30 protein-coding genes are annotated in these 25,677 nt (G+C 36.0%); 22 read left to right on the forward strand and 8 right to left on the reverse strand.

What is annotated here, in order from left to right; translation table 11 throughout:
• Positions 1-14: 14 nt before the first annotated feature.
• The 6 genes from miaA (at position 15) to glnA (ending at position 5,579) form a co-directional block, all read left to right on the forward strand.
• Entirely contained in the window at positions 15-947 is a 933-nt protein-coding gene (miaA, locus tag ACZ5R4_RS01880; RefSeq protein WP_109984386.1) for a tRNA (adenosine(37)-N6)-dimethylallyltransferase MiaA, read from the forward strand.
• A 38-nt stretch (positions 948-985) separates the two neighbouring features.
• Positions 986-1,210, forward strand: a complete 225-nt coding sequence (gene hfq, locus ACZ5R4_RS01885; protein WP_054788850.1) for an RNA chaperone Hfq — start codon at positions 986-988, stop codon at positions 1,208-1,210.
• A 73-nt stretch (positions 1,211-1,283) separates the two neighbouring features.
• Positions 1,284-2,516: a GTPase HflX gene (gene hflX / locus ACZ5R4_RS01890; protein ID WP_464368007.1), complete on the forward strand. Its 1,233-nt coding sequence runs from the start codon at positions 1,284-1,286 to the stop codon at positions 2,514-2,516.
• Positions 2,513-3,754, forward strand: a complete 1,242-nt coding sequence (locus ACZ5R4_RS01895) for a methionine gamma-lyase family protein (protein WP_464368008.1) — start codon at positions 2,513-2,515, stop codon at positions 3,752-3,754. The genes hflX and ACZ5R4_RS01895 overlap by 4 nt, the downstream gene beginning before the upstream one ends.
• Positions 3,755-3,834: 80 nt before the next feature.
• On the forward strand, positions 3,835-4,224 hold the full coding sequence (locus ACZ5R4_RS01900; RefSeq protein WP_054859460.1) for a MerR family transcriptional regulator: 390 nt from the start codon (positions 3,835-3,837) through the stop codon (positions 4,222-4,224).
• 23 nt (positions 4,225-4,247) lie between these two features.
• The gene (glnA, locus tag ACZ5R4_RS01905; protein WP_277677875.1) at positions 4,248-5,579 is read left to right on the forward strand and encodes a type I glutamate--ammonia ligase; all 1,332 of its coding nucleotides are present in this window, start codon (positions 4,248-4,250) and stop codon (positions 5,577-5,579) included.
• A gap of 346 nt (positions 5,580-5,925) precedes the next feature.
• Here glnA and ACZ5R4_RS01910 read toward each other — a convergent pair whose 3' ends face one another.
• From ACZ5R4_RS01910 to ACZ5R4_RS01920, 3 genes are all read right to left on the reverse strand, one after another.
• Positions 5,926-6,036, reverse strand: coding sequence for a YjcZ family sporulation protein (locus tag ACZ5R4_RS01910; protein ID WP_109984380.1), 111 nt, complete (start codon positions 6,034-6,036; stop codon positions 5,926-5,928).
• 130 nt (positions 6,037-6,166) lie between these two features.
• Complete coding sequence (locus tag ACZ5R4_RS01915; protein ID WP_109984379.1) at positions 6,167-6,637, reverse strand: hypothetical protein; 471 nt, start codon at positions 6,635-6,637, stop codon at positions 6,167-6,169.
• 34 nt (positions 6,638-6,671) lie between these two features.
• Positions 6,672-7,676, reverse strand: coding sequence for a DUF3231 family protein (locus ACZ5R4_RS01920; protein ID WP_464368009.1), 1,005 nt, complete (start codon positions 7,674-7,676; stop codon positions 6,672-6,674).
• A gap of 343 nt (positions 7,677-8,019) precedes the next feature.
• On the opposite strand from ACZ5R4_RS01920, the gene ACZ5R4_RS01925 reads away from it, so the two are divergent.
• Positions 8,020-8,520, forward strand: coding sequence for a DUF3231 family protein (locus tag ACZ5R4_RS01925; protein ID WP_054789308.1), 501 nt, complete (start codon positions 8,020-8,022; stop codon positions 8,518-8,520).
• A 132-nt stretch (positions 8,521-8,652) separates the two neighbouring features.
• Here ACZ5R4_RS01925 and ACZ5R4_RS01930 read toward each other — a convergent pair whose 3' ends face one another.
• Positions 8,653-9,147 (reverse strand): hypothetical protein, encoded by a 495-nt coding sequence (locus ACZ5R4_RS01930; protein ID WP_109984377.1) that lies wholly within the window; start codon positions 9,145-9,147, stop codon positions 8,653-8,655.
• Between the two features lie 168 nt (positions 9,148-9,315).
• Positions 9,316-9,600 carry a YrhK family protein gene (locus ACZ5R4_RS01935; RefSeq protein WP_109984376.1) on the reverse strand — a complete coding sequence of 95 codons (285 nt, stop codon included), beginning with the start codon at positions 9,598-9,600 and terminating at the stop codon, positions 9,316-9,318.
• A 230-nt stretch (positions 9,601-9,830) separates the two neighbouring features.
• On the opposite strand from ACZ5R4_RS01935, the gene ACZ5R4_RS01940 reads away from it, so the two are divergent.
• The 5 genes from ACZ5R4_RS01940 (at position 9,831) to ACZ5R4_RS01960 (ending at position 13,627) form a co-directional block, all read left to right on the forward strand.
• The gene (locus ACZ5R4_RS01940) at positions 9,831-10,013 is read left to right on the forward strand and encodes a YjzC family protein (RefSeq protein ID WP_054789306.1); all 183 of its coding nucleotides are present in this window, start codon (positions 9,831-9,833) and stop codon (positions 10,011-10,013) included.
• A gap of 189 nt (positions 10,014-10,202) precedes the next feature.
• Entirely contained in the window at positions 10,203-10,649 is a 447-nt protein-coding gene (locus tag ACZ5R4_RS01945) for a hypothetical protein (protein ID WP_054789305.1), read from the forward strand.
• A 5-nt stretch (positions 10,650-10,654) separates the two neighbouring features.
• Entirely contained in the window at positions 10,655-11,329 is a 675-nt protein-coding gene (locus ACZ5R4_RS01950; protein WP_054859456.1) for a FadR/GntR family transcriptional regulator, read from the forward strand.
• Positions 11,330-11,488: 159 nt separating this feature from the next.
• A complete protein-coding gene (ilvD, locus tag ACZ5R4_RS01955; RefSeq protein ID WP_109984375.1) occupies positions 11,489-13,162 on the forward strand; it encodes a dihydroxy-acid dehydratase in 1,674 nt (557 codons plus the stop codon).
• Positions 13,163-13,282: 120 nt separating this feature from the next.
• The gene (locus ACZ5R4_RS01960) at positions 13,283-13,627 is read left to right on the forward strand and encodes an ABC transporter (protein WP_109984374.1); all 345 of its coding nucleotides are present in this window, start codon (positions 13,283-13,285) and stop codon (positions 13,625-13,627) included.
• A 17-nt stretch (positions 13,628-13,644) separates the two neighbouring features.
• On the opposite strand, the gene ACZ5R4_RS01965 is transcribed toward ACZ5R4_RS01960, so the two are convergent.
• The gene (locus ACZ5R4_RS01965; RefSeq protein ID WP_054789303.1) at positions 13,645-14,025 is read right to left on the reverse strand and encodes a hypothetical protein; all 381 of its coding nucleotides are present in this window, start codon (positions 14,023-14,025) and stop codon (positions 13,645-13,647) included.
• A gap of 162 nt (positions 14,026-14,187) precedes the next feature.
• On the opposite strand from ACZ5R4_RS01965, the gene ACZ5R4_RS01970 reads away from it, so the two are divergent.
• A complete protein-coding gene (locus ACZ5R4_RS01970) occupies positions 14,188-14,319 on the forward strand; it encodes a hypothetical protein (RefSeq protein ID WP_277677881.1) in 132 nt (43 codons plus the stop codon).
• 59 nt (positions 14,320-14,378) lie between these two features.
• Here the strand turns inward: ACZ5R4_RS01970 and lexA are convergent, their stop codons facing one another.
• Entirely contained in the window at positions 14,379-14,999 is a 621-nt protein-coding gene (lexA, locus tag ACZ5R4_RS01975) for a transcriptional repressor LexA (protein WP_054789277.1), read from the reverse strand.
• Between the two features lie 258 nt (positions 15,000-15,257).
• Between lexA and ACZ5R4_RS01980 the strand changes: the two genes are divergently transcribed.
• The 6 genes from ACZ5R4_RS01980 (at position 15,258) to ACZ5R4_RS02005 (ending at position 20,074) form a co-directional block, all read left to right on the forward strand.
• Entirely contained in the window at positions 15,258-15,923 is a 666-nt protein-coding gene (locus ACZ5R4_RS01980; RefSeq protein ID WP_109984373.1) for a YneB family resolvase-like protein, read from the forward strand.
• 82 nt (positions 15,924-16,005) lie between these two features.
• Positions 16,006-16,230, forward strand: a complete 225-nt coding sequence (locus tag ACZ5R4_RS01985; RefSeq protein ID WP_054859451.1) for a DUF896 domain-containing protein — start codon at positions 16,006-16,008, stop codon at positions 16,228-16,230.
• A 150-nt stretch (positions 16,231-16,380) separates the two neighbouring features.
• Entirely contained in the window at positions 16,381-18,381 is a 2,001-nt protein-coding gene (gene tkt, locus ACZ5R4_RS01990) for a transketolase (RefSeq protein WP_109984372.1), read from the forward strand.
• Between the two features lie 158 nt (positions 18,382-18,539).
• Positions 18,540-18,764: a YneF family protein gene (locus tag ACZ5R4_RS01995; RefSeq protein ID WP_054789276.1), complete on the forward strand. Its 225-nt coding sequence runs from the start codon at positions 18,540-18,542 to the stop codon at positions 18,762-18,764.
• Positions 18,765-18,925: 161 nt separating this feature from the next.
• The gene (locus ACZ5R4_RS02000; RefSeq protein ID WP_109984370.1) at positions 18,926-19,630 is read left to right on the forward strand and encodes a cytochrome c biogenesis CcdA family protein; all 705 of its coding nucleotides are present in this window, start codon (positions 18,926-18,928) and stop codon (positions 19,628-19,630) included.
• Between the two features lie 18 nt (positions 19,631-19,648).
• Positions 19,649-20,074 carry a Na(+)/H(+) antiporter subunit B gene (locus ACZ5R4_RS02005; RefSeq protein ID WP_054789275.1) on the forward strand — a complete coding sequence of 142 codons (426 nt, stop codon included), beginning with the start codon at positions 19,649-19,651 and terminating at the stop codon, positions 20,072-20,074.
• Positions 20,075-20,100: 26 nt separating this feature from the next.
• Here the strand turns inward: ACZ5R4_RS02005 and ACZ5R4_RS02010 are convergent, their stop codons facing one another.
• Entirely contained in the window at positions 20,101-20,586 is a 486-nt protein-coding gene (locus ACZ5R4_RS02010; protein WP_109984369.1) for a DUF2621 family protein, read from the reverse strand.
• A gap of 218 nt (positions 20,587-20,804) precedes the next feature.
• Between ACZ5R4_RS02010 and ACZ5R4_RS02015 the strand changes: the two genes are divergently transcribed.
• The 3 genes from ACZ5R4_RS02015 to ACZ5R4_RS02025 all read left to right on the forward strand — a co-directional run bounded on the left by ACZ5R4_RS02015 (position 20,805) and on the right by ACZ5R4_RS02025 (position 25,636).
• The gene (locus ACZ5R4_RS02015; protein WP_109984368.1) at positions 20,805-21,899 is read left to right on the forward strand and encodes an ATP-binding protein; all 1,095 of its coding nucleotides are present in this window, start codon (positions 20,805-20,807) and stop codon (positions 21,897-21,899) included.
• A 284-nt stretch (positions 21,900-22,183) separates the two neighbouring features.
• The gene (gene acnA / locus ACZ5R4_RS02020; protein ID WP_464368010.1) at positions 22,184-24,889 is read left to right on the forward strand and encodes an aconitate hydratase AcnA; all 2,706 of its coding nucleotides are present in this window, start codon (positions 22,184-22,186) and stop codon (positions 24,887-24,889) included.
• Positions 24,890-25,039: 150 nt separating this feature from the next.
• Positions 25,040-25,636, forward strand: coding sequence for a redoxin domain-containing protein (locus ACZ5R4_RS02025; RefSeq protein WP_054788424.1), 597 nt, complete (start codon positions 25,040-25,042; stop codon positions 25,634-25,636).
• Positions 25,637-25,677 lie beyond the last annotated feature (41 nt).

Raw genomic sequence — 25,677 nt, forward strand, 5'->3', positions numbered from 1 at the left:
GAAAGGGAGCAAGTATGAAGCAGAAAATAATCGTAGTAGTAGGCCCAACTGCTGTTGGTAAGACAGCTTTAAGTATTAAAGTTGCCAAAGAATTTAATGGAGAAATAATTAGCGGAGATTCCATGCAGGTATACCGTGAAATGGATATTGGTACGGCAAAAGTAACGGAGCAAGAAATGGCTGGTATTCCTCACCATCTTATTGACATTTTAGATCCAGCAGACTCTTTTTCAGTTGCTGATTTTCAAAAAAGAGTTAGAGAATCCATTCGAGAAATTGCTGCGCGTAATAAAACCGTGATTATTGCCGGTGGCACGGGTTTATATATCCAATCCGTACTTTATGACTATCAGTTCGCAGAGGAAGAACGTAATGCTATTTATCAGCAAAGAATTGAATCAGAAATCGAAACAAAAGGTATAGAAGCAGTTTATGAGAGATTAAAGCAAATCGATCCTGAACAAGCAGAGAAAATACATCCCAATAATAAGCGAAGATTAATAAGAGCATTAGAAGTATATGATCGGACAGGCAAGACGATGACAGAATACCAACAGGATCAGAATGAGATGCTCTATGATGCTTATATTGTTGGATTAGATATGGACCGAGCTGTATTGTATGATCGAATTAATGCAAGAGTGGATCAGATGGTAGAAGATGGCCTTTTAGAAGAAGTGAAGAAATTGCTTGATAATGGATATGAACACACACAGTCTATGCGTGGGATCGGATATAAGGAATTGATACCATATTATAAAGGCGAGATATCACTAGAAGGTGCCTTGGATCTTTTGAAAAGAAATTCTAGAAGGTTTGCCAAAAGACAATATACTTGGTTCAAAAATAAAATGCCGGTACAATGGTATTCCATACTTCCTGAGACGAAGGAGAAAGTTTTTCGAATTATTTTAAGTGATTTAGAAGGATTCCTAATAAAAAAATAGAATTAGTAAAGTATAGAGAAAAATGAGGAGGATTTGCAATGTCTCAATCAGTCAATATTCAAGACCAATACTTAAATCAATTACGAAAAGAACGCATTCCCGTTACGGTCTTCTTAACAAATGGTTTCCAATTAAGAGGAGTAGTAAAAGCTTTTGATAACTTTACTGTTCTGCTTGAAACTGAAGGTAAGCAGCAGTTAATTTTTAAGCATGCTATTTCTACATTTTCTCCAGCTAAAAATGTAACACTAGATAAGGAATAAAAAAGTGGCGCTATGATGAATAGCGCCATTTGATTTGAGTGATAAAAAGTAGGTGATCAGAATAGAACGAGTTTTGTTAATCGCAATTATGACAGAGAAAGACGAGAATGACCGATTTATCTATTCACTAGAGGAATTAAAGGCTTTAGTAAAAACAGCTGATGGTATGGTTGTCCATACCCTTACACAAAAACGAATCAATCCACATCCTGCTACATATGTCGGCGAAGGAAAGCTTGAAGAAATTAAAGCTATATGTGTAGAAGAAGAAATCGATGTGGTGATTGCCAATCATGAGTTATCTGGGGGGCAAATTCGGAATCTTCAGGATTACCTTGAAGTTCGAATTATTGACAGAAGTCAGCTTATTCTAGATATATTCGCCGCAAGAGCGCAAACAAGGGAAGGAAAATTGCAAGTTGAATTAGCGCAATATGCGTACATGCTTCCAAGATTACGTGGTCAGGGTACCGATCTCTCGAGACTAGGGGCTGGAATTGGAACAAGAGGTCCAGGTGAAACAAAGTTAGAAACAGATCGCAGACATATCCAAAGGAGAATGGATGAGCTTAAGTATCAATTAAAGTCAGTTGTCAATCAAAGGGAACAGTATCGTAGTAAAAGAAGGAAAAATCACTTGTTGCAAATTGCTATTGTCGGTTATACGAACGCAGGGAAATCAACCATTTTTAATGCCTTGACTCGAAGTGAGTCATTACAGGAAGATAAGTTATTTGCAACACTTGATCCGTTGACAAGAAAGCTACGACTTCCAAAAGGATTGGAACTAATCTTAACAGATACAGTTGGTTTTATTCAGGATTTACCAACATCACTAATCGCAGCATTTCGGTCGACTTTAGAAGAGGTAAAAGAAGCTGATGTAATCTTACATGTTATCGATGTAGCAGCACCAGATAAAGAGGATCATGAAGAAACGGTATTACAGCAATTAAAGGAACTAGAAGCTAGTGAAATACCGGTATTGACCATCTATAATAAAAAAGATTTGATCGATTCGGATGATTTTATCCCACATAGCCATCCATATTATTTAATGAGTGCGAGGAATGAGGCAGATTTATTACAATTAAAGGAAAAAATCGAAGCATTTCTTTCCGAACAAATGCAGCCATATCAATGTCTTATTCCTGAAAGTGAAAGTCGAACACTTAATCGTTTAAAAAAGCATTCTATTATAGATGAATTGGCTTATCAGGAAGTAACAGAGGGCTATTTAGTGAAAGGCTTTGTCGACCAAAGCCATCCCATTATGCGTGAAATAAAGGAGTTCCAGCAACAATGACGATTTCAGAAGAAATTAAAAAAATAGAGAAACAAATTGAGCCATATTTGCAAAGAATACAAGCAAACGAATTATATAACCAGAAGAAGGTGTTAGAAGCGTTCCAAAAGCTAGCGGTAAGTGACAGTGATTTTAATCCAACTACTGGCTACGGTTATGACGACTATGGAAGAGATAAGCTAGAAGCGGTATATTCCTCGGTGTTCAAAGCCGAGGATGCCCTTGTTCGCCCACAAATCTCCTCCGGTACCCATGCCATAACATTAGCGCTATTTGGTGTGCTTCGCCCAAATGATCATCTGCTTTACATAACAGGTAAGCCCTATGATACGTTAGAACAAGTAATTAAATCAGATGATAGAAAGGGAGGGGCGTTAGAAGACTTTGGCATTGAGTATGATTATGTTCCACTTCTTGATGGGGACATTAATATGAAGGAAGTAGAAAAATCTATCCAGTCAAATACAAAGGTTGTCGCCATTCAACGCTCTAAAGGATATGATAGTAGACCATCACTTTCTATTGAAAAAATAGAAAAAGCAATCGAAGAGCTTAGGAGAATAAAAAAAGATCTGATCATTTTCGTAGATAATTGCTATGGCGAATTTGTAGAGACGAAGGAACCCCTAGAAGTTGGTGCAGATATCATCGCAGGTTCTTTAATCAAAAACCCAGGTGGAGGGATCGCGAGAACGGGAGGCTATGTAGCAGGAAAAAAAGAATTAGTGGAAATGGCTGCATTTCGTTTAACTGCACCTGGAATCGGGAAAGAAATTGGTGCAAGCCTTGGCATGCTTCAAGAAATGTATCAAGGATTATTCTTAGCACCACATACCGTGAGTGAGGCACTTCGCGGTGCTGTCTTTTCTTCTTATGTATTGAATTCACACGGTTTTCGTACTTCTCCTAGTTATCATGAGAAAAGAACAGATCTCATTCAATCGGTAGAGTTTGATACAGCAGAACAGATGATTCAATTTTGTCAGACCATTCAAACTCAGTCTCCGATTAATTCACATGTAGTACCATATCCTGCACCAATGCCTGGATACGAAGATGAGGTAATTATGGCGGCAGGTACATTTATGCAAGGTGCAAGCTTGGAATTAACTGCCGATGGTCCGATTCGTCCCCCTTATATTGCTTTTGTTCAGGGTGGCTTAACTTATGCTCATGTTAAATTAGCCGTCACAAGTGCAATTTATAGCATCAAGAATGATTCGCCATTTTATATGTAAGGTTTTCTAACATCCCTTGACAGATAACCTGCATAATGTATAATAAGTATATCATAATTTTATAGAAAGGGGTTTATGTAATGAGCGAAATCGATCGACGTTCTATGCCCTTATTTTCTATCGGAATTGTAAAGTCCTTGACAGGGCTAACAGCAAGACAAATCCGTTATTATGAGCAACACCAATTAATTCATCCTTCTCGCACAGAAGGTAATCAACGTCTTTTTTCGTTTAATGATGTAGATCGTCTATTGGAGATTAAAGAGTTGATTGAAAAAGGAATTAATTTGGCTGGCATTAAACAAGTAATGTTGATCAAGGAAATGCCAAAAACGGAAGAAAAGAAAGTAAGCGAAGAAGAATTATCGGAAAAAGAACTTCGCAAAATCCTGCAAAAAGAATTAATGGATGCGGGCAGATTGGGCAAAACTTCGTTAAGACAGGGAGAACTATCTAGGTTCTTCCATTAAACAATAAAGGAGAGAATAAATGAATGGGATTAACTAAAGAAGAGATCAAACGCAAAATTGCAGAAGAAAATGTCAAGTTTATTCGTTTACAGTTTACAGATTTACTTGGAACAATTAAGAATGTAGAAATTCCTCTAAGCCAATTAGACAAAGCTTTGGATAATCAAATGGTCTTTGACGGATCTTCTATTGAAGGATTTGTTCGAATTGAAGAATCTGATATGAAACTATATCCAGATTTAAACACATTTGTTGTATTCCCTTGGACATCAGAAAAAGGTAAAGTAGCACGTTTTATTTGTGATATTTACAATACTGATGGTACTCCTTTCTCTGGCTGCCCGCGTTATAACTTGAAACGCAATTTAAAAATTGCAGAAGACTTAGGTTTTACCGCATTTAATATTGGTACGGAGCCTGAATTTTTCTTATTTAAGCTTGACGAAAAAGGGGATCCTACTCTTGAATTAAATGATAAAGGTGGCTATTTTGACCTTGCTCCAACAGATTTAGGTGAAAATTGCCGACGTGATATTGTATTAGAATTAGAAGAAATGGGATTTGAAATAGAGGCTTCTCACCACGAAGTAGCTCCAGGTCAACATGAAATTGACTTTAAATATTCCGATGCTCTTAAACATGCCGATGATATTCAAACATTCAAGTTAGTAGTAAAAACCATTGCACGTAAGCACGGTTTGCATGCAACATTTATGCCAAAACCATTATTCGGTGTCAATGGATCTGGTATGCACTGTAATATGTCTTTGTTTAAAGGAAAAACGAATACATTCTTAGATGAGAATGGTCCATTACAATTAAGTGAAACGGCTTATCAATTTATTGCTGGTACGATTAAGCATGCCCTTTCCTTTACTGCGGTAACAAACCCAACAGTAAACTCTTATAAACGTTTAGTACCGGGCTATGAAGCACCTTGTTATGTGGCATGGTCTGGATCAAATCGTAGTCCATTAATTCGTGTTCCTTCTTCCCGTGGTGCAAGTACAAGAGTGGAAGTTCGTAGTGTAGACCCTGCGGCGAACCCTTACTTAGCTCTATCTGTGCTATTAGCTTCTGGTTTAGATGGTATTAAAAATAATCTAGAAGCACCAAAAGCAATTGATCGCAATATTTATATTATGGACAAAGAAGAAAGAGAAGCTAATGGTATTCAAGATTTACCTGCAACATTAGCTGATGCTTTAGAAGAATTGAAAAAAGACGAAGTAATCATTGAAGCATTAGGTGAACACCTATTTGAACACTTTATCGAATCAAAAGAAATTGAGTGGGATATGTTCCGTACACAGGTTCACCCTTGGGAAAGAGAACAATACATTTCCGCATTTTAAGGAAGGAAACTCCTTGACACTTCTGGTGTTGAGGGGTTTTTGTTTGGTTATGGACATATTTGGATATTATGTCCCCATATGCTTTACCCCAAATTCGCCTCATAAAATTTATTGATGCTTTGTGTTTTCGTGATTCTTCCAAGGCATCCTTTTTGTATTTTGGAAATCCTGTTGTATATTTTGCTTTTTATACAATCATTCATACCGAAACTAACTAATATTGTCTCTTTTGTCGTAAGTGATGAAAAAGAGTGATGGACTATGTAATGGAGATACAGAAAGGAGGTTACTTCCTATCTGTATCTCCCATAATAAGAGGTTTTATGGGTGCGAGATCATTATTATATTAATAACCATAACCACCATAGAAGGATGCGCCAATAATAATTAGTAGAATAAACAATACGACAATCAATGCAAAGCCACCACCGTAGCCATAACCAGTACCACCGCTCATAGTTAGAAACACCTCCTTGAGCTCAGATAGTGTATTGTATGTTTATTTTTAAAAGTTGTAACGGGCAGGTGTCACCTAAACTCTAAAATAAATGGAGCTTGGTGAAAAGAGAATTGAAAAAGATGGATGATTATGATCTGGAAGGTTTATTGAGTATTGTTATGATTTTTTTAATAATTATACCTGTTATTAATCCAGGCAAAACAAACAATATCGGAAGCCATACTGGCCCCAATAACACCCCGAATATAGTTAAGTTTGAAGAAAGAATCAACCCAACTGTTACAAAAAATGCAGAAAACACATATGGGAGAAAAGAATAATGACTTTTTCCCCCACCTGCATCTTTCACTGCATCCCACATAGAAAAAAAATATAGACATGGGTAAAACATCAACCACTGATAGTTTGCATGGTTTATGGCATTCCCGATCTCGCCATGGAAACTAAAAAGTATGATTTGATTAAAATTAGCTTGTACATTAATCAGAATTTCAATTATCAAAAGAAATGTTCCTTTAAATAACTTACCGTTTAAATACTGTCCAAACCCCGGAAAAGCGATACTCCACATTAGTTTTTCAACAACACTCTTATTCATTGGTACAGACCTTCTTAAAAATGTTCTTATTATTTTATTTATCTTTTGCAATCTCTTTTCTATTTGGAGCGAGTGGTGGTTGTTCTAACCATTTATTTTTCGTCATAATATTAAACCATTCTTTCGTAACCATTAAACTTTTTAAGATGGTTTGTTCATAATTCAGAACTAGGTCTGTTCGCATTGCTGTTGCAAGTCCAGCCCCATGGAAGGCTTGTGCGGTTTGTAATAGAAAACCTATATGATATACCATCAATTTATCTGAGAAAGGTGAATCTTGGGAGGTTGTGATCTCTGATTCCCATGACATTGGTACAGGTAAATTATCTTGATGCAATATTTCCCCAAATGACTGAATTTGCTTATCAGATGTTTTCTGTGCTAACTTTAAAAATTTTCTAACTTCTTTTGATTGTGCTACTTGACTGAATCCAATGGAAAGGGATTTTTCCATTATCTTTTTCTTAATGTTAAAAGAGATGCTAATTATTTCTGTTGCAGCCAAAGGACGTTGATCCCCAAAATACCCATCCAAAAATTGTTGTCCCGAAATAAAATCTGGGTTTATTTCAGGATAAAAATACGGATCTCTTTGGAAATGTCCCTTTTCTAATAGTAATTCAATTGTTTGATGGTACATTTTTTTACCACTATCGATGCATAAATCATAAAAATCTCTTAAATCTTTTCTCACTGAAGTACTGAATGAAGTCGTATGCCCTATTAACCCATGCAATGTCATAATGTGCAAATAATGTAGACAGAAAATGTCCGAGAATAACCTTTTTGCCTCTTTATTAAGATCTGCTTCCGTAAATCCAACCGGTACAGGGAATCCTTCATTTTCGATAAAGGTTGAAATCTGTTTCTTTTGGCTACCAAAAGTTTCTATAGCATCTTCAAAAAGAGTTTTTATTTGTTCGTCTTCTATGATAGATAACATATATTTGTTTACAATATCAACGACTGTTCCATTTACATATTCTCCCCACAATGTTCCAATTTCAGCTGATGTGAGCCTTAAATCCTCTTTATCCAAATGATCACCTCTTATACTATGTTAAACGAATTATTTAGTTATATTATTGACAAATAAGAAATATTTATGTTGGACAAATTTATTGAGTTGTCTAAATTCATACAAACACTCCTGGGATTTAAGGCGCTCACAACAACACCCACAAAAATTAATCATCATTTAATATATAATTCGAAATATATATCTTTTATAATTTTATCCAAACTATAAAAGCAATGCGATGATGAATACTGCTATTTTTCAACGCCAATCACCAAAAAGTGGTGGGATTTTGTATTTTTATGAATATACTGGCTCAAAACTACTCAAAATACATATGTAATTAAACGAAGGAGTGAGTTATTTGGGTATTTTAAGTGGATATCAACAAAAAGAACCTCTACACTATGGTGAAGTTTTTAGTCTTTGGAGTTTCCTAGCAGTAGCTAAAGGAAATTCTTCCAGTTATCAGACCATGTATAACCATGCTGGAGATAAAGACTTAAAACGTTTGTTAGAAGAACTTGTACAAGGAAGTAAACAGGAGACTCAAGAAATAGAGGAAATACTTAAGGTCAATGGGGTTGCTCTTCCACCTGCTCCACCAGATAAATCTGTTGCCGATTTAGAAGATATTCCGGTTGGTGCAAGATTGAACGATCCAGAAATCAGTTCAGCCATCTCTTTGAACATTTCTCAAGGTCTTGTTGCATGTAGTCAAGCCATTGGACAATCTATACGTGAAGACATTGCCATGTTATTTGGACAGTTCCATATGAGCAAAGTCCAAGTTGGAGCAAAAGCCCTTCGACTAAATAAAGAAAAAGGATGGTTAATCGTTCCACCGTTGCACAAGAAAATCTAAAATAAACTAACAGTGTTTCAGTATTTTAAGTCGTCCCCTTTATGTTCAGTCCTTATCCTTAGCCACAGCTCCTTGTAGTGCCAGTGGATAGGGACTATACCTTACATATCCAAAATTTTGGAATTAGTTATTTTAATAACCGTTTTCATGATATTTATTAAATAAACCAGAATAATTTTGCTTTAAGTTTTCTATTTTTCTAACATCACTGCTAACATATAACAGAAATTCATCGTTAAAAAAAGAAATATAAGCTTCCGTATGACCTTTATAAAATGCTGAGCAATATTTCGATATATCCTCACGATTTAAATTCTTTATCGTAACGTATACTTCCCCATTACCACTAGCTTCCTCTCTAACTACAGTCTCATGCCAGTTGGTAATGTTAATTATTTTCCCGATTCTGGACCTTGTAGAACGACGAATGTTATTTAAATAGTATTCGGATAAAAATATAAGACTTATTTTATCCTCCTCTTTAAATATATCCCCAATAATTGTTTGGATTAAGCTAATATTTAAATCTTCTATAGCCAATCTAATTCTTTGCTTTGACGTAACTTGAAAATAGGGGGTTTCTTTATTACAATCGAAATCAATATTACTATCCTTTAATTTAACCAATTTGCTTAAGCTCCTATTCTTTTTAAGTCATTATTAGTACTCGATTTTTTTACTACCAGAATAAAGTACTAAAGCACCCACTTAAAAGGTAGGTGCCGCTAACCTTTGTATAAGTAATTATACAGTATAATCTTAATGCTCAAATCACAATTAGATCGTGAACTAGAATTAATTAGGATTCTGTTTGTAAATCCAAATTCTTTTGGTTATTTTTAATAAAGGGCGGATAGTCAAAGAAATACTTCCTAATAAGTAAAGGATATTCCCGTATAAGCTTACACTTTGGAAGAAATTTAATATACTACCGCTTACAAAAAATATACCAACTAATATATCCCCAAGTAATTGTAAGGAAGCATATTTTTCTTTAAAATAAATTTCTAATGACTGACCCGCTATGCTTATGTCCTTTGTATCCCCATTTGTATAATTTTTAATTTTTGGTATTCGCATATACTAAGTCCGCTCCTTCCATAAATTGAATTTTCACTCTACATTACCCATGTTTAGAAAAAGCTACACATTAAAGATAAGCGTAGGTTCAATTAAAATTACATAAATATTACATAAATATTACATTTCTATTTTAAAGCCTTTTAATGTTTATATACGTAAATCAGTGGTATACATTTTTATAGAAAAGCTAATAATTAGCTTTTGAATTTATTAGGAGGTGGAGAATCATGGCAAACAAGCAAACTTACAAAACAGGAGAAAAGGCCCCGGAAAGTGGTTTATTCAAGATTGACAGTTTAGTTAACGAAGGATCCACTAACGAGGGTGATACAGAAATTAGATTGGAAGAAGGCGAACAGTTTCCTCCTTCTCCATCAAGTAATAAAGCTGTGAATTGGGTAAAAGCATAATGAGATGAACAGAAAGAGCCGTGGTGCGGCTCTTTCTTGATTTTAGATCATTTTATTTATGAAAAATAGAAGTATCTGCTTATTTAAATATAGTATGTACAGAAACTATTGCTTGGGTATATAATACAACTATACCTAAAAAAGGCTATAGAAAACGAATAAATTCAAAATAGAATAGGAGCGCTAATATTGGTTTCTTTAAAAGATTTACACTATGATTATAGTAGGGTAGAGCTTAAAATGGAATTAAAGGAAAAAGTAAAAGTAGGTGCCACTATTCGATTAAGTTTAGACACGTATTTATCTTTCGGATTTTCTACAATTGAAACGAATATCATTTGGACGGAGCAGGATATTCAACTATTAAAGGAGCAAATCCAATCCATTCCTTTAATCGGTGATTCGGTAGATTATTTGAATGGTTTAGAGCCTGACTTAAGCTTCATCTATATTCGATCCAACGATTTGGCAAACAATGAATTAATCTTGTTTATCACTTTAGATAGTGGTCAAATAAATCATCAAATAGGAACCGACAGCGGACCAGCCATTAAATTGTTAACAACACAGCAAGAACTTTTGAAATGGATAACAGATTTGGAAATGTCTTTTCTAAAAGACAATAAGGTGGAATAAATTATATGGAGCAAAAAAGATTATCAGATAGCGTAGCGGATGATATTATGTCCATGATTGCAATTGAAAAAAGATTTCACCCGGGCGATAAGCTTCCAAACGAGAATGAATTTTCCGAGGAGCTTAATATTAGCAGGACAACCCTTCGCGAAGCGATTAGAATCTTAGTGACAAATGGTATTGTAGAGATTAAAAGAGGGAAAGGTACTTATATCAAAGAAGATATTGATGTAAATAACATAGAATCCTTAAGTTTTTTGACAGATGCTAAAATTAACGCGAAGGATTTATATGAAATGCGCCTAATATTTGAGCCAGAAGCTGCTTATTATGCTACGATTCGAGCGACGGATGTTGAGTTAAAGCGAATTCTAGAATATGGACTCCAAATTGAAGAGAGAATTAACCGGAATGAGGATAGGACAGCAGTTGAACAAAATTTCCATAAATCAATTGTTAAAGCTACCCATAATGAATTTATGGAAAAGCTTATGCCTGTTATTTATCAAGCGATTGACAAAGGAGTTATTCTTTCTAAGAAAAAAGAGCTAGCGATTAAAGAGACAATTAATGATCATAAAATGATTATGGAATTCATGAAAAATCGTAATCCAGAAGGTGCAAAAAGCGCCATGAAAATACATATTCTACACGCTATGAAGGAATTAGGAATTGAATAAGGATATATGGCATCTTGTTAAGCACAGGATGTTTTTTTGTGGCAAAAGTAAAGCCTATAATGATAGAAATTTTTTAAGACCTCATACAACACTATTGACAGCAGACAACTGTCGATATAAAATACATATTACATATAAAAAATACAGGGGTGTGTGCAGATGAGAAGAAGTGATACGATTAAGATTGGGGTAGATCGTGCCCCTCATCGTAGTCTTTTGTATGCTACAGGAAAAGTAAAAGCAAAGGATTTGGGGAAACCATTTATTGGTGTTTGTAACTCTTATATTGATATTATACCTGGTCATGTTCATTTACAAGAATTTGCGAAAGTAGTAAAAGAAGCCATTATTGAAGCAGGTGGTATTCCATTTGAATTCAACACAATTGGTGTAGATGATGGTATTGCGATGGGGCATATTGGTATGCGTTATTCCTTGCCAAGTCGTGAATTAATTGCAGATAGTGCAGAGACAGTAATTAATGCTCACTGGTTTGATGGTGTATTTTACATTCCGAACTGTGACAAAATTACACCAGGTATGTTAATGGCAGCTGCTCGTACAAATGTACCTTCTGTTTTCGTCTCAGGTGGGCCGATGGAAGCTGGTATGAGTTCAAGTGGAAAACAACTCTCCTTGACATCTGTTTTTGAAGGTGTCGGTGCATATAAAGCTGGTAAAATGACGGAAGAAGAATTTAACGATATTGAAGCGAATGCTTGTCCGACTTGTGGATCTTGCTCTGGTATGTTTACAGCAAACTCCATGAACTGTTTAATGGAAATGCTAGGCTTAGCCCTTCCAGGAAATGGTTCGATTGTCGCTACTAGTGAAAAACGTAAAGAACTAATCTACGAAGCAGCAAAACATTTAGTTCGTATGATTGAAGAGGATGTAAAGCCTCGTGATATTATTACAAAAGAAGCAATTGACGATGCATTTGCACTAGATATGGCAATGGGCGGTTCCACCAACACGGTATTGCACACACTAGCCATTGCTCGTGAAGCAGGTATTGAATATGATCTTGAAGACATTAATAAAGTCGCTGAACGTGTACCATATCTTGCAAAAATTATGCCAGCATCCGACATTTCGATGGATGATATTAATAGGGCCGGTGGTGTAAGCTCGATCATTAACGAGTTAACAAAGATACCTAGTGCCATTCATCCAGAACGCTTAACGATTACCGGCAAAACAATGGGTGATCTTGTCAGCGACTATGAAATTACAAATAAAGAAGTTATTCGTCCAATTGACAATCCATATAGCCCTGTTGGTGGTTTATCGATCCTATTCGGAAATATCGCTCCAGAAGGTGCTGTAATTAAAGTAGGTGCTGTAGATCCTTCTATCAAAGTGTTCGAAGGTGAAGCTATTGTATTTAACTCTCAAGATGAAGCACAGGCTGCAATTGATGATGGCACTGTGAAGGAAGGGCATGTTGTGATCATTCGTTATGAAGGACCAAAAGGTGGGCCGGGAATGCCAGAAATGCTAGCACCTACATCGGCTATCATGGGGCGTGGCTTAGGGAAAACAGTGGCACTTCTAACAGATGGACGCTTTTCGGGAGCATCACGTGGTATTTCAATTGGTCATATATCTCCAGAGGCGGCAGAAGGTGGTCCAATTGCGTTAATTGAAAATGGAGATATTATCAAGATCGACTTACCTAACCGTACATTAAATGTAGACTTATCCGATGAAGAGTTAGCAGAACGTAAAAAATCACTAAAACCTTTTGAGCCTAAAATTAAAAATGGCTGGTTGGGTAGATATTCTAAACTCGTAACAAATGCTTCCAAAGGTGGCGTTATGAGCATCTAATATCATTATCTTAATTAACGAATAAACGTTTGGACATTTCTCCAAACGTTTATTTTATATGTTAATTTTTACACAGCAGAAATATAACAAAAGTCTAATTGGAGAAAGTACAGAAAAAGGATGGAGAATGCTATCTTAAATATTTTTGAGGATTGGGAGAAAAAGTTAGAAAATGATGAATGGTATTTTCAAAATGCCTATGAGAATCTGGTCGAGGGATTAACTTCTGAAGAGGCATTTCTTCAGATTCCAGCTATTATCCATATTTTACTGAAGACAGTAGACTGCTTCTTATTAAGTGAAGGCGTGGAGATTTTAATAGGGATCTATCATATAGCAGACACCACCCAAGTTCACCCCTTTTTTGAAGAAAAAAGGGTGGATATAGAACATCATCTTTCTAAACATGGTGATCAACATGCCCAAGAGGTATATGGTGCATTAAAGCGACGCACTTACGCATGACCTAAAGAACCTACCATTTATTGACAGGTTTCTGTTTTGTTTTCCTCACCACTAATTAGTTCCTCTATCATATTCCTCACCTTACTACGAATAGCGGGGTTGAAGTATCTTCGTTTCTCTTCCTTTCCTTTGCAAATAAATGTATATTCGGTAAACGTGCCATCTTTGTCAGATAAGATAACTTGTATATTTTCCTTGTACATTTCTTGTTTTAACAATCGTCTTTCGGCGGTAGCTTTGATCTCTAATCGATGCAGTAGTGCCAAATAGGGCTCATTAATTTTAAAAGGGGATAATTTTTCCAATCGCTTAATGTCAGATTGGATGACTTGAATGGTCATCGTGAGAAATAAGAATCGTGTTGCTGTTTTAAATTCTTGTTCACCAATGTATCTCATTACACTCACTCCTCAGGTAACAAACATATGTTCCTATTATAGTCGAATCTCTATATTTTATGCAATGTAAAATAAATAGTTAATTTTACAAATCTTAACAAGGATTCTGAGAATAAATGGCGAATAATATAATATCTAGAAATCATATCAGGAGGAATATGTATGAGTTTAAGTATTCGAAAGCATGAACAAGAAGGTCTCCCGCATGTGATTACAAAAGAAGATATAGACCGAAAAATAGAGGAATTAGACATATTATTTGAGGAAACGGAACATAAGTTAGAACGAGATTAAAACGTATATATTGTATAAAAAAACGAAGATCATAGACCTATGATCTTCGTTTTTCCTTTTTATAAATGACGATACAACCCAACCACTTTACCTAAGATGCTCACATTATCGTAAATAAGTGCATCCATTGTAGCATTTTCGGGCTGTAATCTAATATGATCCTTTTCTTTGAAGAATCTTTTTACAGTTGCTTCACTATCTTCAGTCATAGCTACCACAATTTCCCCATTTTGTGCAGTGTTTTGTTGTTTAACAATCACTTTATCACCATCTAATATTCCAGCCTCGATCATACTGTTTCCTTCAATTACTAATACAAATAATTGGTCACTGTCATGTGTGTCAGTGCTTGGAATCGGAATATATTCTTCAATATTTTCAACAGCGGTAATAGGAAGACCTGCCGTAACTTTACCAATGACAGGAGCAAACATTGCTTCCATTTGAGGAATATCTGCTTCCCCTTCTTGAGTTAGTACTTCTATAGCACGAGGCTTTGTTGGATCTCGGCGAATATATCCTTTTTTCTCAAGTCTAGCAAGGTGGCCATGAACAGTAGAACTAGAAGCTAACCCAACGGCTTGGCCAATTTCTCTAACAGAAGGAGGATAACCTTTTAAATCGACCTGTTCCTTGATATAGGCAAGGATTTGCTCTTGTCGTTTTGATAAATTTGTCATTTATGAAACTCCTTTTGCGTATGATTTATTAAAAATAGTATATCATACCATTTCTAAATTCACAAACATTCGTTCGAAAAAAACACTTGACAGGAACTTCTGTTCGTATATAATAAAAGTACGAACAAAAGTTCTATGGAGGGGTAAAAATGTTAAAAAAGTTATCGAAAATTGACTTATTTTATTTATTTTCTTTTGTTATAGTGCTTATTTTCTTGTATAGTTCTATTATCTTTAGTATTTAAGGAGTCGTAGTCCGTGCATGCCATTATATACAGTAGAGTTAGTACAGAAAAGGATACTCAGTCAACGTCATTAAAAAGGCAAACAGAGGAGTTAATAGAGTTTGCTAAAAAAAGCAATATAAATGTAGTAAAAATAATCAAAGAAAAGCAAAGTGGCTATGAGGTAGAAAGAGAAGGGATTTTTGATATGCTCGAAGCATTTCAAAGAAAGCAGGCAAACCTTCTACTTATCCAAGACGAAACAAGATTAGGTAGGGGAAATGCAAAAATTGCCTTATTACATCAAATAGCTAAGCTAGAGGTAGACATCTATTCATTATCGCAAGGTGGTAAGTTAGAGCTTTCTGAAGGGGATTCCATGGTCTTACAAATAGTATCTATTGTAGAGGAATACCAACGAAAGCTACATAACGCTAAAATAAAAAGAGGGATGAAAAAGGCAGTCCAAAATGGTTATAACCCAGCAGACAACCTAACTAATCAACATCTCGCTAAGGGAAGAGAACGAAAGGAATTTCCAATCGATGAAGTAGTTCGGTTAAAAGGAAATAAGCTAACCTTTCAAGAGATTGCCTCGATCTTAAAAGGGATGGGCTATGAAGTTTCTAAGGCCACGATCCATAGACGCTATCAAGAATACATTATGCTTGAAAAAAATAAAAAAAATAAATTACAATGAAGAGAGTATACAATTGTGAGTATGCTCTTTTTCTAATTTTGAAAAAGGTTATACCCTAGTAATCAAAAAAAGGAGCTTAAAAATGCTTTCAAAGGAAAAAATTGCTCGAATTAATGAGTTGGCCAATAAAGCAAAAAAAGTCCGCTTATCTGATAAAGAAAAAGAGGAACAACAACAGCTACGTCAAGAGTATTTGCAAAATGTGAGAAAATCATTTAAAAATCATATGAAAGGGATGACAGTCGTTGACCCAAATGGAAATGATGTGACACCAGAGAAGCTTAAAAAACTTAAATCCAAGAAATAGTGTACACTATTTCTCGGATTTAAGTACATCATTTCAAATAGTTACGAGAAAAAAACACCTTTTTTCGTATATATACTTGTCTTATTTGGCATTTCGTTATAGGATTATAGATGTGCGTACATATTTTGCTTATTGAAAGGGGATAATTACATGTCAAATCAAGTTGAACAAATGTCGATAAATACGATTCGAACTTTGTCAATAGACGCAATTGAAAAGGCTAACTCTGGTCATCCAGGTTTACCTATGGGTGCAGCACCAATGGCTTACACTCTATGGACAGAACATATGACACATAATCCGAAAAGCTCAAAATGGTTTAATCGTGATCGCTTTGTATTGTCAGCAGGTCATGGTTCCATGCTTTTATACAGCCTGTTACACCTTTCCGGTTATCAAGTTACTATTGAGGACTTAAAAAATTTCCGTCAATGGGATTCCAAAACTCCTGGACATCCAGAAGTGCATCATACGGATGGGGTTGAAGCGACAACTGGTCCGCTTGGACAAGGAATTGCTATGAGTGTTGGAATGGCAATGGCTGAGAAACACTTGGAAGCTAAATATAACAAAGACAATTATAATGTAGTAGATCATTACACTTATGCCCTTGTAAGTGATGGGGATTTAATGGAAGGTATTTCTCACGAAGCGGCATCATTAGCCGCTCACTTAAAGCTAGGCAAATTAATTGCACTTTATGATTCCAATGATATTTCTTTGGATGGTGAATTAAATAAATCCTTCTCCGAAAATGTAGCAGATCGTTTTAAAGCATATGGCTGGCAAGTAATCTTAGTAGAAGATGGTAATGATACGAAGGCCATATCAGAAGCTATTGCGAAAGCCAAAGAAAATACGGATCAACCAACGTTAATTGAGGTAAAAACCGTTATTGGTTATGGTTCACCTAACAAATCTGCCTCTTCTGCATCTCATGGTGCCCCATTAGGAGCAGATGAAGTGACCTTAACAAAAGAATTTTATAAGTGGGAGCATGAACCATTCCACGTTCCTGACGAAGTATACCAAGATTTCCAAACTAAAATTGTGGATAAAGGCGAATCTGAAGAAAAAGCATGGAACGAATTATTTGCTTCTTACAAAAATGCTTTTCCTGAACTAGCTAAAGAGCTAGATGATGCAATTCAAAATAAATTGCCAGAAAATTGGGATAAAGACCTTCCTGTATATAAGGCAGGAGAAGATACAGCCGCTACACGTGCAACATCTGGTGAAGTATTAAATGCTATCGCTAAAACTGTACCATCCTTATTTGGTGGAAGCGCTGATTTAGCAGGCTCTAATAAAACTAACTTAAAAGATGCTGGTGATTTCTCTGCAGCAGAGCCTGACAAACGTAACATCTGGTTCGGTGTACGTGAATTTGCGATGGCAGCTGCATTAAATGGTATGGCACTTCACGGTGGATTAAAAGTATTTGGTGGTACATTCTTCGTATTCAGTGACTATTTACGTCCAGCAGTACGTTTATCTGCTATTCAAAACTTACCAGTAACTTATGTATTAACACATGACTCGATTGCAGTAGGAGAAGACGGACCAACACATGAGCCTGTTGAGCAATTAGCAGCATTTAGAGCAATGCCTAATTTATCAGTGATTCGTCCAGCTGATGGAAATGAAGTTCAAGCTGCATGGCGTTTAGCAATAGAATCAACAGATCAACCAACAGCTCTTGTTCTAACACGTCAAAACCTTCCAACACTTGAAGGGACTGCGGAAAAGGCGTATGAAGGTGTGAAAAAAGGTGGATATATCGTAAGCCCATCTTCTAAAGAAACACCTGATGCGATTCTCGTAGCAACTGGTTCTGAGGTGCAATTAGCGGTAAAAGCACAAGTAGCACTTAAAGAGGAAGGAAAAGATGTGAGTGTTGTAAGTATTCCTTCTTGGGATCGTTTTGACAAGCAGGATGCAGCATATAAAGAATCTGTACTACCTAAAGCAGTCAAGAAGCGTGTAGGTATTGAGATGGCATCATCCCTTGGTTGGGAGCGTTATGTAGGTACAGAAGGTGCTATCATTGCGATTGATCGTTTTGGTGCATCAGCTAATGGAAATAAAATTATCGAAGAATATGGCTTTACAGTAGAAAATGTAGTGAAGCATGTTCATTCATTATTTTAATGGTCGTAGAAATCCTTAGCTCATGAGCTAAGGATTTTTACTTGCCTCATATCTGTTTAAATTTGTCGTTTAGCACAATTTTTCTATTACCGATGCTTGTATTATTAATCGACATTTACTATACTGTATGAGAGAGAATTTGAAGGAGGAACGTTTTAATGAGCACTTTTCTTTGGATTATATTTATCGTGGTTGCATTATTAGCCGGTGTTGCACTTGGCTTTTTTATCGCGAGAAAATATATGATGAACTACTTAAAGAAAAACCCACCAATCAATGAACAAATGTTACGCACGATGATGATGCAAATGGGCCAGAAGCCATCGCAAAAGAAAATCAAACAGATGATGCGTGCCATGAACAATCAAATGGATAATAAATAATGTAACATAATTGTCGAATTAGAATCCTTGCTATTATGAAGCAAGGGTTTTATGCTATATGTAGGGTATTTTGGCAGTTGAGCTAAGAACTAATATACATAATCCATAACTGCCATTAATATACTACTTGAAATAAGAATATGGTAGATGGAGTGACTTCCGTGCAGGAAATAAACATTTTTATTGCTTTTGGCGCTGGCTTTTTGTCTTTTATATCACCATGTGTGCTACCACTATATCCTGCGTTTTTATCGTATATTACCGGGATGAGCGTGAATGATATAAAAGAAGAGCAAGGTATGTTTAATTATAAGAGTATTATTCATACGTTATGCTTTCTTCTAGGGTTTTCTAGCATTTTTATCTTACTAGGTTTTACAACAAGTTTTATTGGCGAGTTTTTATTTCGCTGGGAGGACCTTATTAGACAAGTTGGAGCGATCCTCATTATTTTCTTTGGCTTGATCATCGTGGGGCTATTGAATTTCTCCTTCTTAATGAAGGAAAAGAAAATTCATTTTAAAAATCGCCCAGCAGGTTTTATAGGATCTTTCTTTATTGGAATGGCTTTCTCACTTGGCTGGACACCTTGTACTGGGCCTATTCTAATGGCGGTGATCTCTTTAGCGGCGACAGATACAGAAGCGGGTATACTTTTAATGACAGCATACTCACTCGGCTTTGCAGTTCCCTTTTTTATTCTAGCGTTTTTCATAGGTAAATTAAATTGGATTAAGCGTAATAGTAACAAATTAGTAAAAATAGGCGGTTATGTCATGATTTTTATGGGATTTTTCTTGTTTTTCGATCTCATGACAAAACTAACATCGTTTTTATCAGGGTTTTTTAATTTTAAAGGATTCTAAATAGAAAGAGGTAATGGTATGGTGAGGACAAATGATCTTATTTTACGGACAATGACGGTATTGATCTCCTTTATTTTGCTTGGATTCGCTGTTTATTTATTATTAGCAGGACACAACGCACCAGGTGGTGGATTTGTAGGTGGGCTGATGACCTCTGCTGCCATTCTGCTAATGTATATGGCTTATGGGGAAAAAGCATTAAGCAAAATTCTACCACTTAACTATCGATTGCTCATTTCCATCGGGTTACTCATTGCCCTGGTTACTGGATTAGGTTCTTTCCTATTTGGGCAACCGTTCTTAAGTCAAACGTTTGGTTACTTCCATTTTCCTATCTTTGGAGAAGTGGAGCTTGCAACTGCTCTGTTATTTGATTTAGGTGTTTATTTAACCGTAATCGGTGTAACGTTAACGATTATCACCAATATCTCAGAAGACCGCTAATAAAGGAACACAGCAATCGCACAAATTTATCGAGAGTTTTTTTGTGCTTTTGCTGTGTATTTTTTATTACTATAATCGTCAGGGGAGAGCTTAAATAGGTCGTTATATGGAGTGACATCGATATGGTGTTCTTGTAGCTTCTTTTTCAAAAATTTATGATCCCTTTTTGGTGTTGCTAGAATATATCCTTCGATTAACGTTTCTTGCGTTATCTGAGACTGTTTTTTTGTTAGTGCAAGCTTTCCTACATTGCTGGCTATTTTTTGTCGAGCAACATCTCTGAAAAGCTCAGGAACTGGTGAGATTAGTTCTTCTAGAAATTCCTTTTCAGGCTTTCTCCACAAATGCTTGGACTTTTCCAAATAATATTTTTCCCAATCTAAATCAGATCTCCCATCTTTCTTTGGTAGGCTTTTCAAGAATTTGCGAAACATGAAATAGCCACCGATTGCTAGGAGTCCAATCAATATAAATGTCCAAACGACAATGAACATCATAAATTCAAAAGTCATAGTCTTCCCTCACTTATTTATATAACTAATTTCTAGAAAATTTGCTTTCGCGGAAAATTATAGTAATATAACTATGAATCCTACTAATAGACATAAAAATGTAATATTCGCATATGATGGAATAGGACCACGCTATTATAGCATGAATAACGACAAATTTGTACTTTTTACACTGTTACGGATGTAATTGTTTTCTAAGATGGAGAGGAGGGGGATACATGTTAGGTCATATAGGACTCAACAAAAATTCAAAAGCTAATCAAACATTCGATAAAGAGTCAAATCTATCCCAATTACCAAGCGATATCCTCAAACAAATTGAACGAGCAAGCTCTGATCTTGTCACGATAAGTGATCTTTCTGGAGTGATTTGGTTTGTTTCAGATTCCGTTGAACGTGTCTTAGGATATGCGAAGCAGGATTTGATTGGAAAATCGGTTTCGAGATATATCATGCAAGACGATTTTAAAAATGTTCGAAAAACCTTCCAGGTAGAGGAAGAGTCACAACAAAAATATTATTTGCATTTCCGTCATGCCATGGGAAAATATATTATTTTTGAATCGGTCATGAAGGTGATTACATGTGAGAATGGAGAAAAGAAAATACTTACTGTTTCAAGGGATATCTCTGATAAGAAGCAAGCAGAGGAGATGCTTATTCGATCTGAAAAAATGTCAATTGCTGGACAATTAGCAGCAGGTATCGCTCATGAAATTAGAAATCCACTTACTTCATTAAGAGGTTTTATTCAACTATTACAAGCAGGAATGGATAATAAACAGGAATATTACAAAATTATGATGGATGAAATTGAAAAAATTAATACGATCACATCTGAGTTATTATTTATTTCTAAACCAATGACAGATGAGAAAAATATAGAAAATGTCAAGGACATGCTAACAGATGTTGTTACACTTTTAAAAACTCAAGCACAATTATTTAATATCGAGTTATCCTTAGTGGTTGACCATGACATTAGTATTCATTGTGATCGCTCCCAAATGAAACAAGTGTTTATTAATTTGGTGAAAAACGCGATTGAAGAAATGTCGGATGGTGGAAATATTGAACTCCGAATTAGCCAAAAGGAAAATTCATGTGTTATTGATGTCAAGGATGAGGGACCAGGTATTCCTAAACACCTTTTACATAAATTGAAGGAACCTTTTTTTACAACGAAGAAACACGGGACAGGATTAGGGTTAATGATCTCTAATCAAATCATCGAAAACCATCATGGACATTTAGAAATCACTTCAGATGTCAAAAAAGGAAGCACATTTAGTATTCGACTACCTATATCGTGATCTCGATTCTAGCAATCTACTTAGAGTGAAAAGAATCGAATCTAGTGATATAATAAAGTGAGACTTCTAGTTCCTGTTCCTACTAATGGTATCAGAATAGAATGTGAACCGTCCATTACCCTAAGTGGGGCTTATACGGTTCACTATGATAAATATGTTGAATCATTTTACTTATAAACCGATTTCATTTAAAATAGTAAGGTGCATACTATAATGTAGTATCTGAAGAGATAGGAATAGGTCGGTTTTTCGGTCTAACATTTTGAAGGGGGTAACGCTAAGAAATGACTAACGAGAATGCATTTCAAGCTAAAAAGGAATTTGATTTGAACGGTAAAAAGTATACTTACTATCAGTTAAAAGCATTAGAAAATGCTGGTCTTAGTAAAATTGACCGTTTACCATTTTCAATTCGTGTATTGCTAGAGTCATTAATACGTCAACATGATGGACGTGTTATTAAAGATGACCATGTAAAGAGTCTAGCAAACTGGGGTAAAGGAAAAGTAGAAGATGTTCCATTCAAACCTTCACGAGTTATTTTACAAGATTTCACTGGTGTACCTGCAGTAGTTGACCTTGCTTCTTTACGTAAAGCAATGGTGGATATGGGAGGGTCTCCAGAAGAAATTAACCCTGAAGTACCAGTAGATTTGGTTATTGACCACTCTGTGCAAGTAGATGAGTATGGAACGAAGAACGCACTTCAAGCGAATATGGAATTAGAATTTGAACGAAATGCAGAAAGATATGAATTTTTGAACTGGGCACAAAAAGCATTTGATAACTATCGTGCCGTTCCACCTGCAACAGGAATTGTCCACCAAGTGAACTTAGAGTATATTGCAAATGTTGTTCATGCAGTAGAGAATGCAGACGGTGAAGTAGAAGCATTCCCAGACACATTGGTTGGAACGGACTCCCATACAACCATGATTAATGGTTTAGGTGTATTAGGATGGGGTGTAGGTGGTATTGAAGCAGAAGCAGGAATGCTTGGTCAGCCATCTTATTTTCCAGCACCTGAAGTAATCGGAGTAAAATTTACTGGAAGCTTTCCAAACGGAACGACTGCTACCGATTTAGCTCTTAAGGTAACACAAGTGTTGCGTGAGAAAAAAGTAGTTGGTAAATTTGTAGAATTCTTCGGACCTGGATTAAAGGATATGCCACTTGCTGACCGTGCAACGATTTCAAACATGGCACCAGAATATGGAGCAACATGTGGATTCTTCCCAGTGGATGCCGAGGCTTTAAGTTATTTACGTCTAACAGGACGAAGTGAAGATCAGATAGCACTTGTTGAGAAATATTGCAAAGAGAACAGCCTATGGTACTCTGCTGATCAACCAGATCCAGAGTTTACAGATCTAGTGGAAATTAATCTATCAGAATTAGAACCAAATCTATCAGGACCAAAACGTCCACAGGATTTAATTCCATTATCAGATATGCAAAAATCCTTTAAAGAAGCCATTACTGCACCTGCAGGAAATCAAGGGTTTGGCTTAGAAAAGTCAGAATTTGATAAAAAGGTAGAAATCGATCATCCTAATGGCATGCAGTCTGTCATGGAAACAGGAGCAGTTGCGATTGCTGCAATTACTTCTTGTACGAACACATCCAACCCATACGTAATGTTAGGAGCAGGATTACTTGCGAAAAAAGCTGTCGAAAAAGGGCTGGAAGTGCCTGCATATGTCAAAACTTCATTGGCACCAGGTTCAAAGGTTGTTACTAGTTATCTAGAAAACTCTGGACTAATGCCATACTTAGATCAATTAGGCTTTAACCTTGTTGGTTATGGTTGTACAACATGTATTGGTAACTCTGGTCCATTACGTGAAGAAATTGAAAAGGGTATTGCTGATAATGACTTAACAGTTGCTTCTGTGTTATCTGGTAACCGTAACTTTGAAGGGCGTATCCATCCACTTGTAAAAGCTAACTATTTGGCTTCACCACCATTAGTAGTGGCATATGCACTAGCGGGAACGGTTGATATCGACCTTAAAAATGATCCAATTGGCAAGGATAAAGACGGCAATAATGTATACTTTAATGATATTTGGCCATCAATGGATGAGGTTCGTGAGGAAGTTAATAAAGTTGTAACACCGGAAATTTTCCGTAAAGAATATGAGAATGTGTTCGATTCCAATGAAAAATGGAATGAAATCGACACAACCGACGAGCCATTATATTCATGGAATAGTGATTCAACATACATTCAAAATCCTCCGTTCTTTGAAGGACTTTCCAAGGATGCAGGAAAAGTAAAAACACTTTCCGGAATGCGTGCAATTGGTAAATTTGGAGATTCTGTGACAACAGACCACATTTCACCAGCTGGTGCGATCGCAAAGGATATGCCAGCAGGTAAATATTTACAAGCTAATGGTGTATCACCTCGTAACTTTAACTCTTACGGATCTCGTCGTGGAAACCATGAAGTGATGATGCGTGGTACATTTGCAAATATCCGTATTAAGAACCAATTGGCTCCAGGGACGGAAGGTGGATTTACAACATACTGGCCTGATAATGAAGTAATGCCTATTTATGATGCAGCAATGAAATACCAGCAAGATGGTACTGGACTTGTTGTATTAGCAGGAAATGACTATGGTATGGGAAGCTCTCGTGACTGGGCGGCTAAAGGAACAAATCTTTTAGGAATTAAAACAGTAATTGCTGAAAGCTTTGAACGTATTCATCGTTCCAACCTAGTTATGATGGGTGTATTACCACTCCAGTTCCAAGAAGGAGATAGTGCAGACTCACTTGGACTTACTGGCAAGGAAACATTTGAGGTACTAATTGATGAAACTGTTAAACCTCGTGATTTAATCAAAGTAACTGCAACAGATGAAGCTGGTAAAACTACTGAATTTGAAGTAATTGCCCGTTTTGATAGTGATGTGGAAATTGATTACTATCGCCATGGTGGCATTCTACAAATGGTATTACGAAACAAACTTGCTAATTAATAGTAAATACGAAGAGACAGTCCATTTTCTTGGCTGTCTCTTTTTGTTAGGTTAAATGTTAACTATTGTTAGTAAAACTAACTGGATTATTAGACGAACGCCATCGTTTAGCTTATAATGAGAATGGAATATATAAAAGGATGAAACATAATGAAGAAAAATATAATTGGACTAGGAATTCTGGTCATTCTAACTGGCATTGTTATCTATACTAATTTCACTAATAACTCGAATGAAGATACTGGACCGAATGAATTTGATGTCACAGGTGATCCATCAGTTGAAGGTGGTATGATCACTTCACCTAATCATCAGGTACTGGAAGAAGGAGATACTGCCCCAATCTTTCACTTAAAGGATTTACAAGGTCAGCAATTATCTTTATCAGATGTCGATAAGGACCTTATTTTAGTTAATTTTTGGGCGACTTGGTGTAAGCCGTGTGTAGAGGAAATGCCAGCCATTCAACAGTTTGAGGATAAGTATGGCGATCAAGTAAAAGTCCTAGCCATTAATGCTACCGCCACTGAAACGAAACGCGAGAAGATTAGACCATTCGTGGAGGAAGGTGGTTATGCATTTACAATTCTCTTAGATGAAGATGGGACTACATACGAAAATTATTCCATTATTGGAGTACCTTCCTCCTTTTTCATTGATTCGGAAACACTTGAAATTGTAAAAATGGTGAGAGGTCCCATGACACTTGAACAGATGGAACAAATTTTCCACGAGATTAATAGCTAACCATTGTCTCCTCTTAGCGAACTAAGAGGTTTTTTCTATCG

Source organism: Gracilibacillus sp. JCM 18860 (assembly GCF_055395245.1).

Coding starts and splice junctions, on each gene's coding strand:
- ACZ5R4_RS01965 (WP_054789303.1), bottom strand. CDS start 14,025: ATGAGATACATTGGTGAACAAGAATTTAAAACAGCAACACGATTCTTA.
- ACZ5R4_RS01970 (WP_277677881.1), top strand. CDS start 14,188: ATGAGTTTAAGTATTCGAAAGCATGAACAAGAAGGTCTCCCGCATGTG.
- ACZ5R4_RS02005 (WP_054789275.1), top strand. CDS start 19,649: ATGGTGAGGACAAATGATCTTATTTTACGGACAATGACGGTATTGATC.
- ACZ5R4_RS01915 (WP_109984379.1), bottom strand. CDS start 6,637: ATGAATAAGAGTGTTGTTGAAAAACTAATGTGGAGTATCGCTTTTCCG.
- ACZ5R4_RS01995 (WP_054789276.1), top strand. CDS start 18,540: ATGAGCACTTTTCTTTGGATTATATTTATCGTGGTTGCATTATTAGCC.
- ACZ5R4_RS01960 (WP_109984374.1), top strand. CDS start 13,283: ATGGAGAATGCTATCTTAAATATTTTTGAGGATTGGGAGAAAAAGTTA.
- ACZ5R4_RS02015 (WP_109984368.1), top strand. CDS start 20,805: ATGTTAGGTCATATAGGACTCAACAAAAATTCAAAAGCTAATCAAACA.
- ilvD (WP_109984375.1), top strand. CDS start 11,489: ATGAGAAGAAGTGATACGATTAAGATTGGGGTAGATCGTGCCCCTCAT.
- miaA (WP_109984386.1), top strand. CDS start 15: ATGAAGCAGAAAATAATCGTAGTAGTAGGCCCAACTGCTGTTGGTAAG.
- ACZ5R4_RS01940 (WP_054789306.1), top strand. CDS start 9,831: ATGGCAAACAAGCAAACTTACAAAACAGGAGAAAAGGCCCCGGAAAGT.
- glnA (WP_277677875.1), top strand. CDS start 4,248: ATGGGATTAACTAAAGAAGAGATCAAACGCAAAATTGCAGAAGAAAAT.
- acnA (WP_464368010.1), top strand. CDS start 22,184: ATGACTAACGAGAATGCATTTCAAGCTAAAAAGGAATTTGATTTGAAC.
- ACZ5R4_RS02025 (WP_054788424.1), top strand. CDS start 25,040: ATGAAGAAAAATATAATTGGACTAGGAATTCTGGTCATTCTAACTGGC.
- ACZ5R4_RS01935 (WP_109984376.1), bottom strand. CDS start 9,600: ATGCGAATACCAAAAATTAAAAATTATACAAATGGGGATACAAAGGAC.
- ACZ5R4_RS01900 (WP_054859460.1), top strand. CDS start 3,835: ATGAGCGAAATCGATCGACGTTCTATGCCCTTATTTTCTATCGGAATT.
- hfq (WP_054788850.1), top strand. CDS start 986: ATGTCTCAATCAGTCAATATTCAAGACCAATACTTAAATCAATTACGA.
- tkt (WP_109984372.1), top strand. CDS start 16,381: ATGTCAAATCAAGTTGAACAAATGTCGATAAATACGATTCGAACTTTG.
- ACZ5R4_RS01950 (WP_054859456.1), top strand. CDS start 10,655: ATGGAGCAAAAAAGATTATCAGATAGCGTAGCGGATGATATTATGTCC.
- ACZ5R4_RS02010 (WP_109984369.1), bottom strand. CDS start 20,586: ATGACTTTTGAATTTATGATGTTCATTGTCGTTTGGACATTTATATTG.
- ACZ5R4_RS01910 (WP_109984380.1), bottom strand. CDS start 6,036: ATGAGCGGTGGTACTGGTTATGGCTACGGTGGTGGCTTTGCATTGATT.
- lexA (WP_054789277.1), bottom strand. CDS start 14,999: ATGACAAATTTATCAAAACGACAAGAGCAAATCCTTGCCTATATCAAG.
- ACZ5R4_RS01985 (WP_054859451.1), top strand. CDS start 16,006: ATGCTTTCAAAGGAAAAAATTGCTCGAATTAATGAGTTGGCCAATAAA.
- ACZ5R4_RS01895 (WP_464368008.1), top strand. CDS start 2,513: ATGACGATTTCAGAAGAAATTAAAAAAATAGAGAAACAAATTGAGCCA.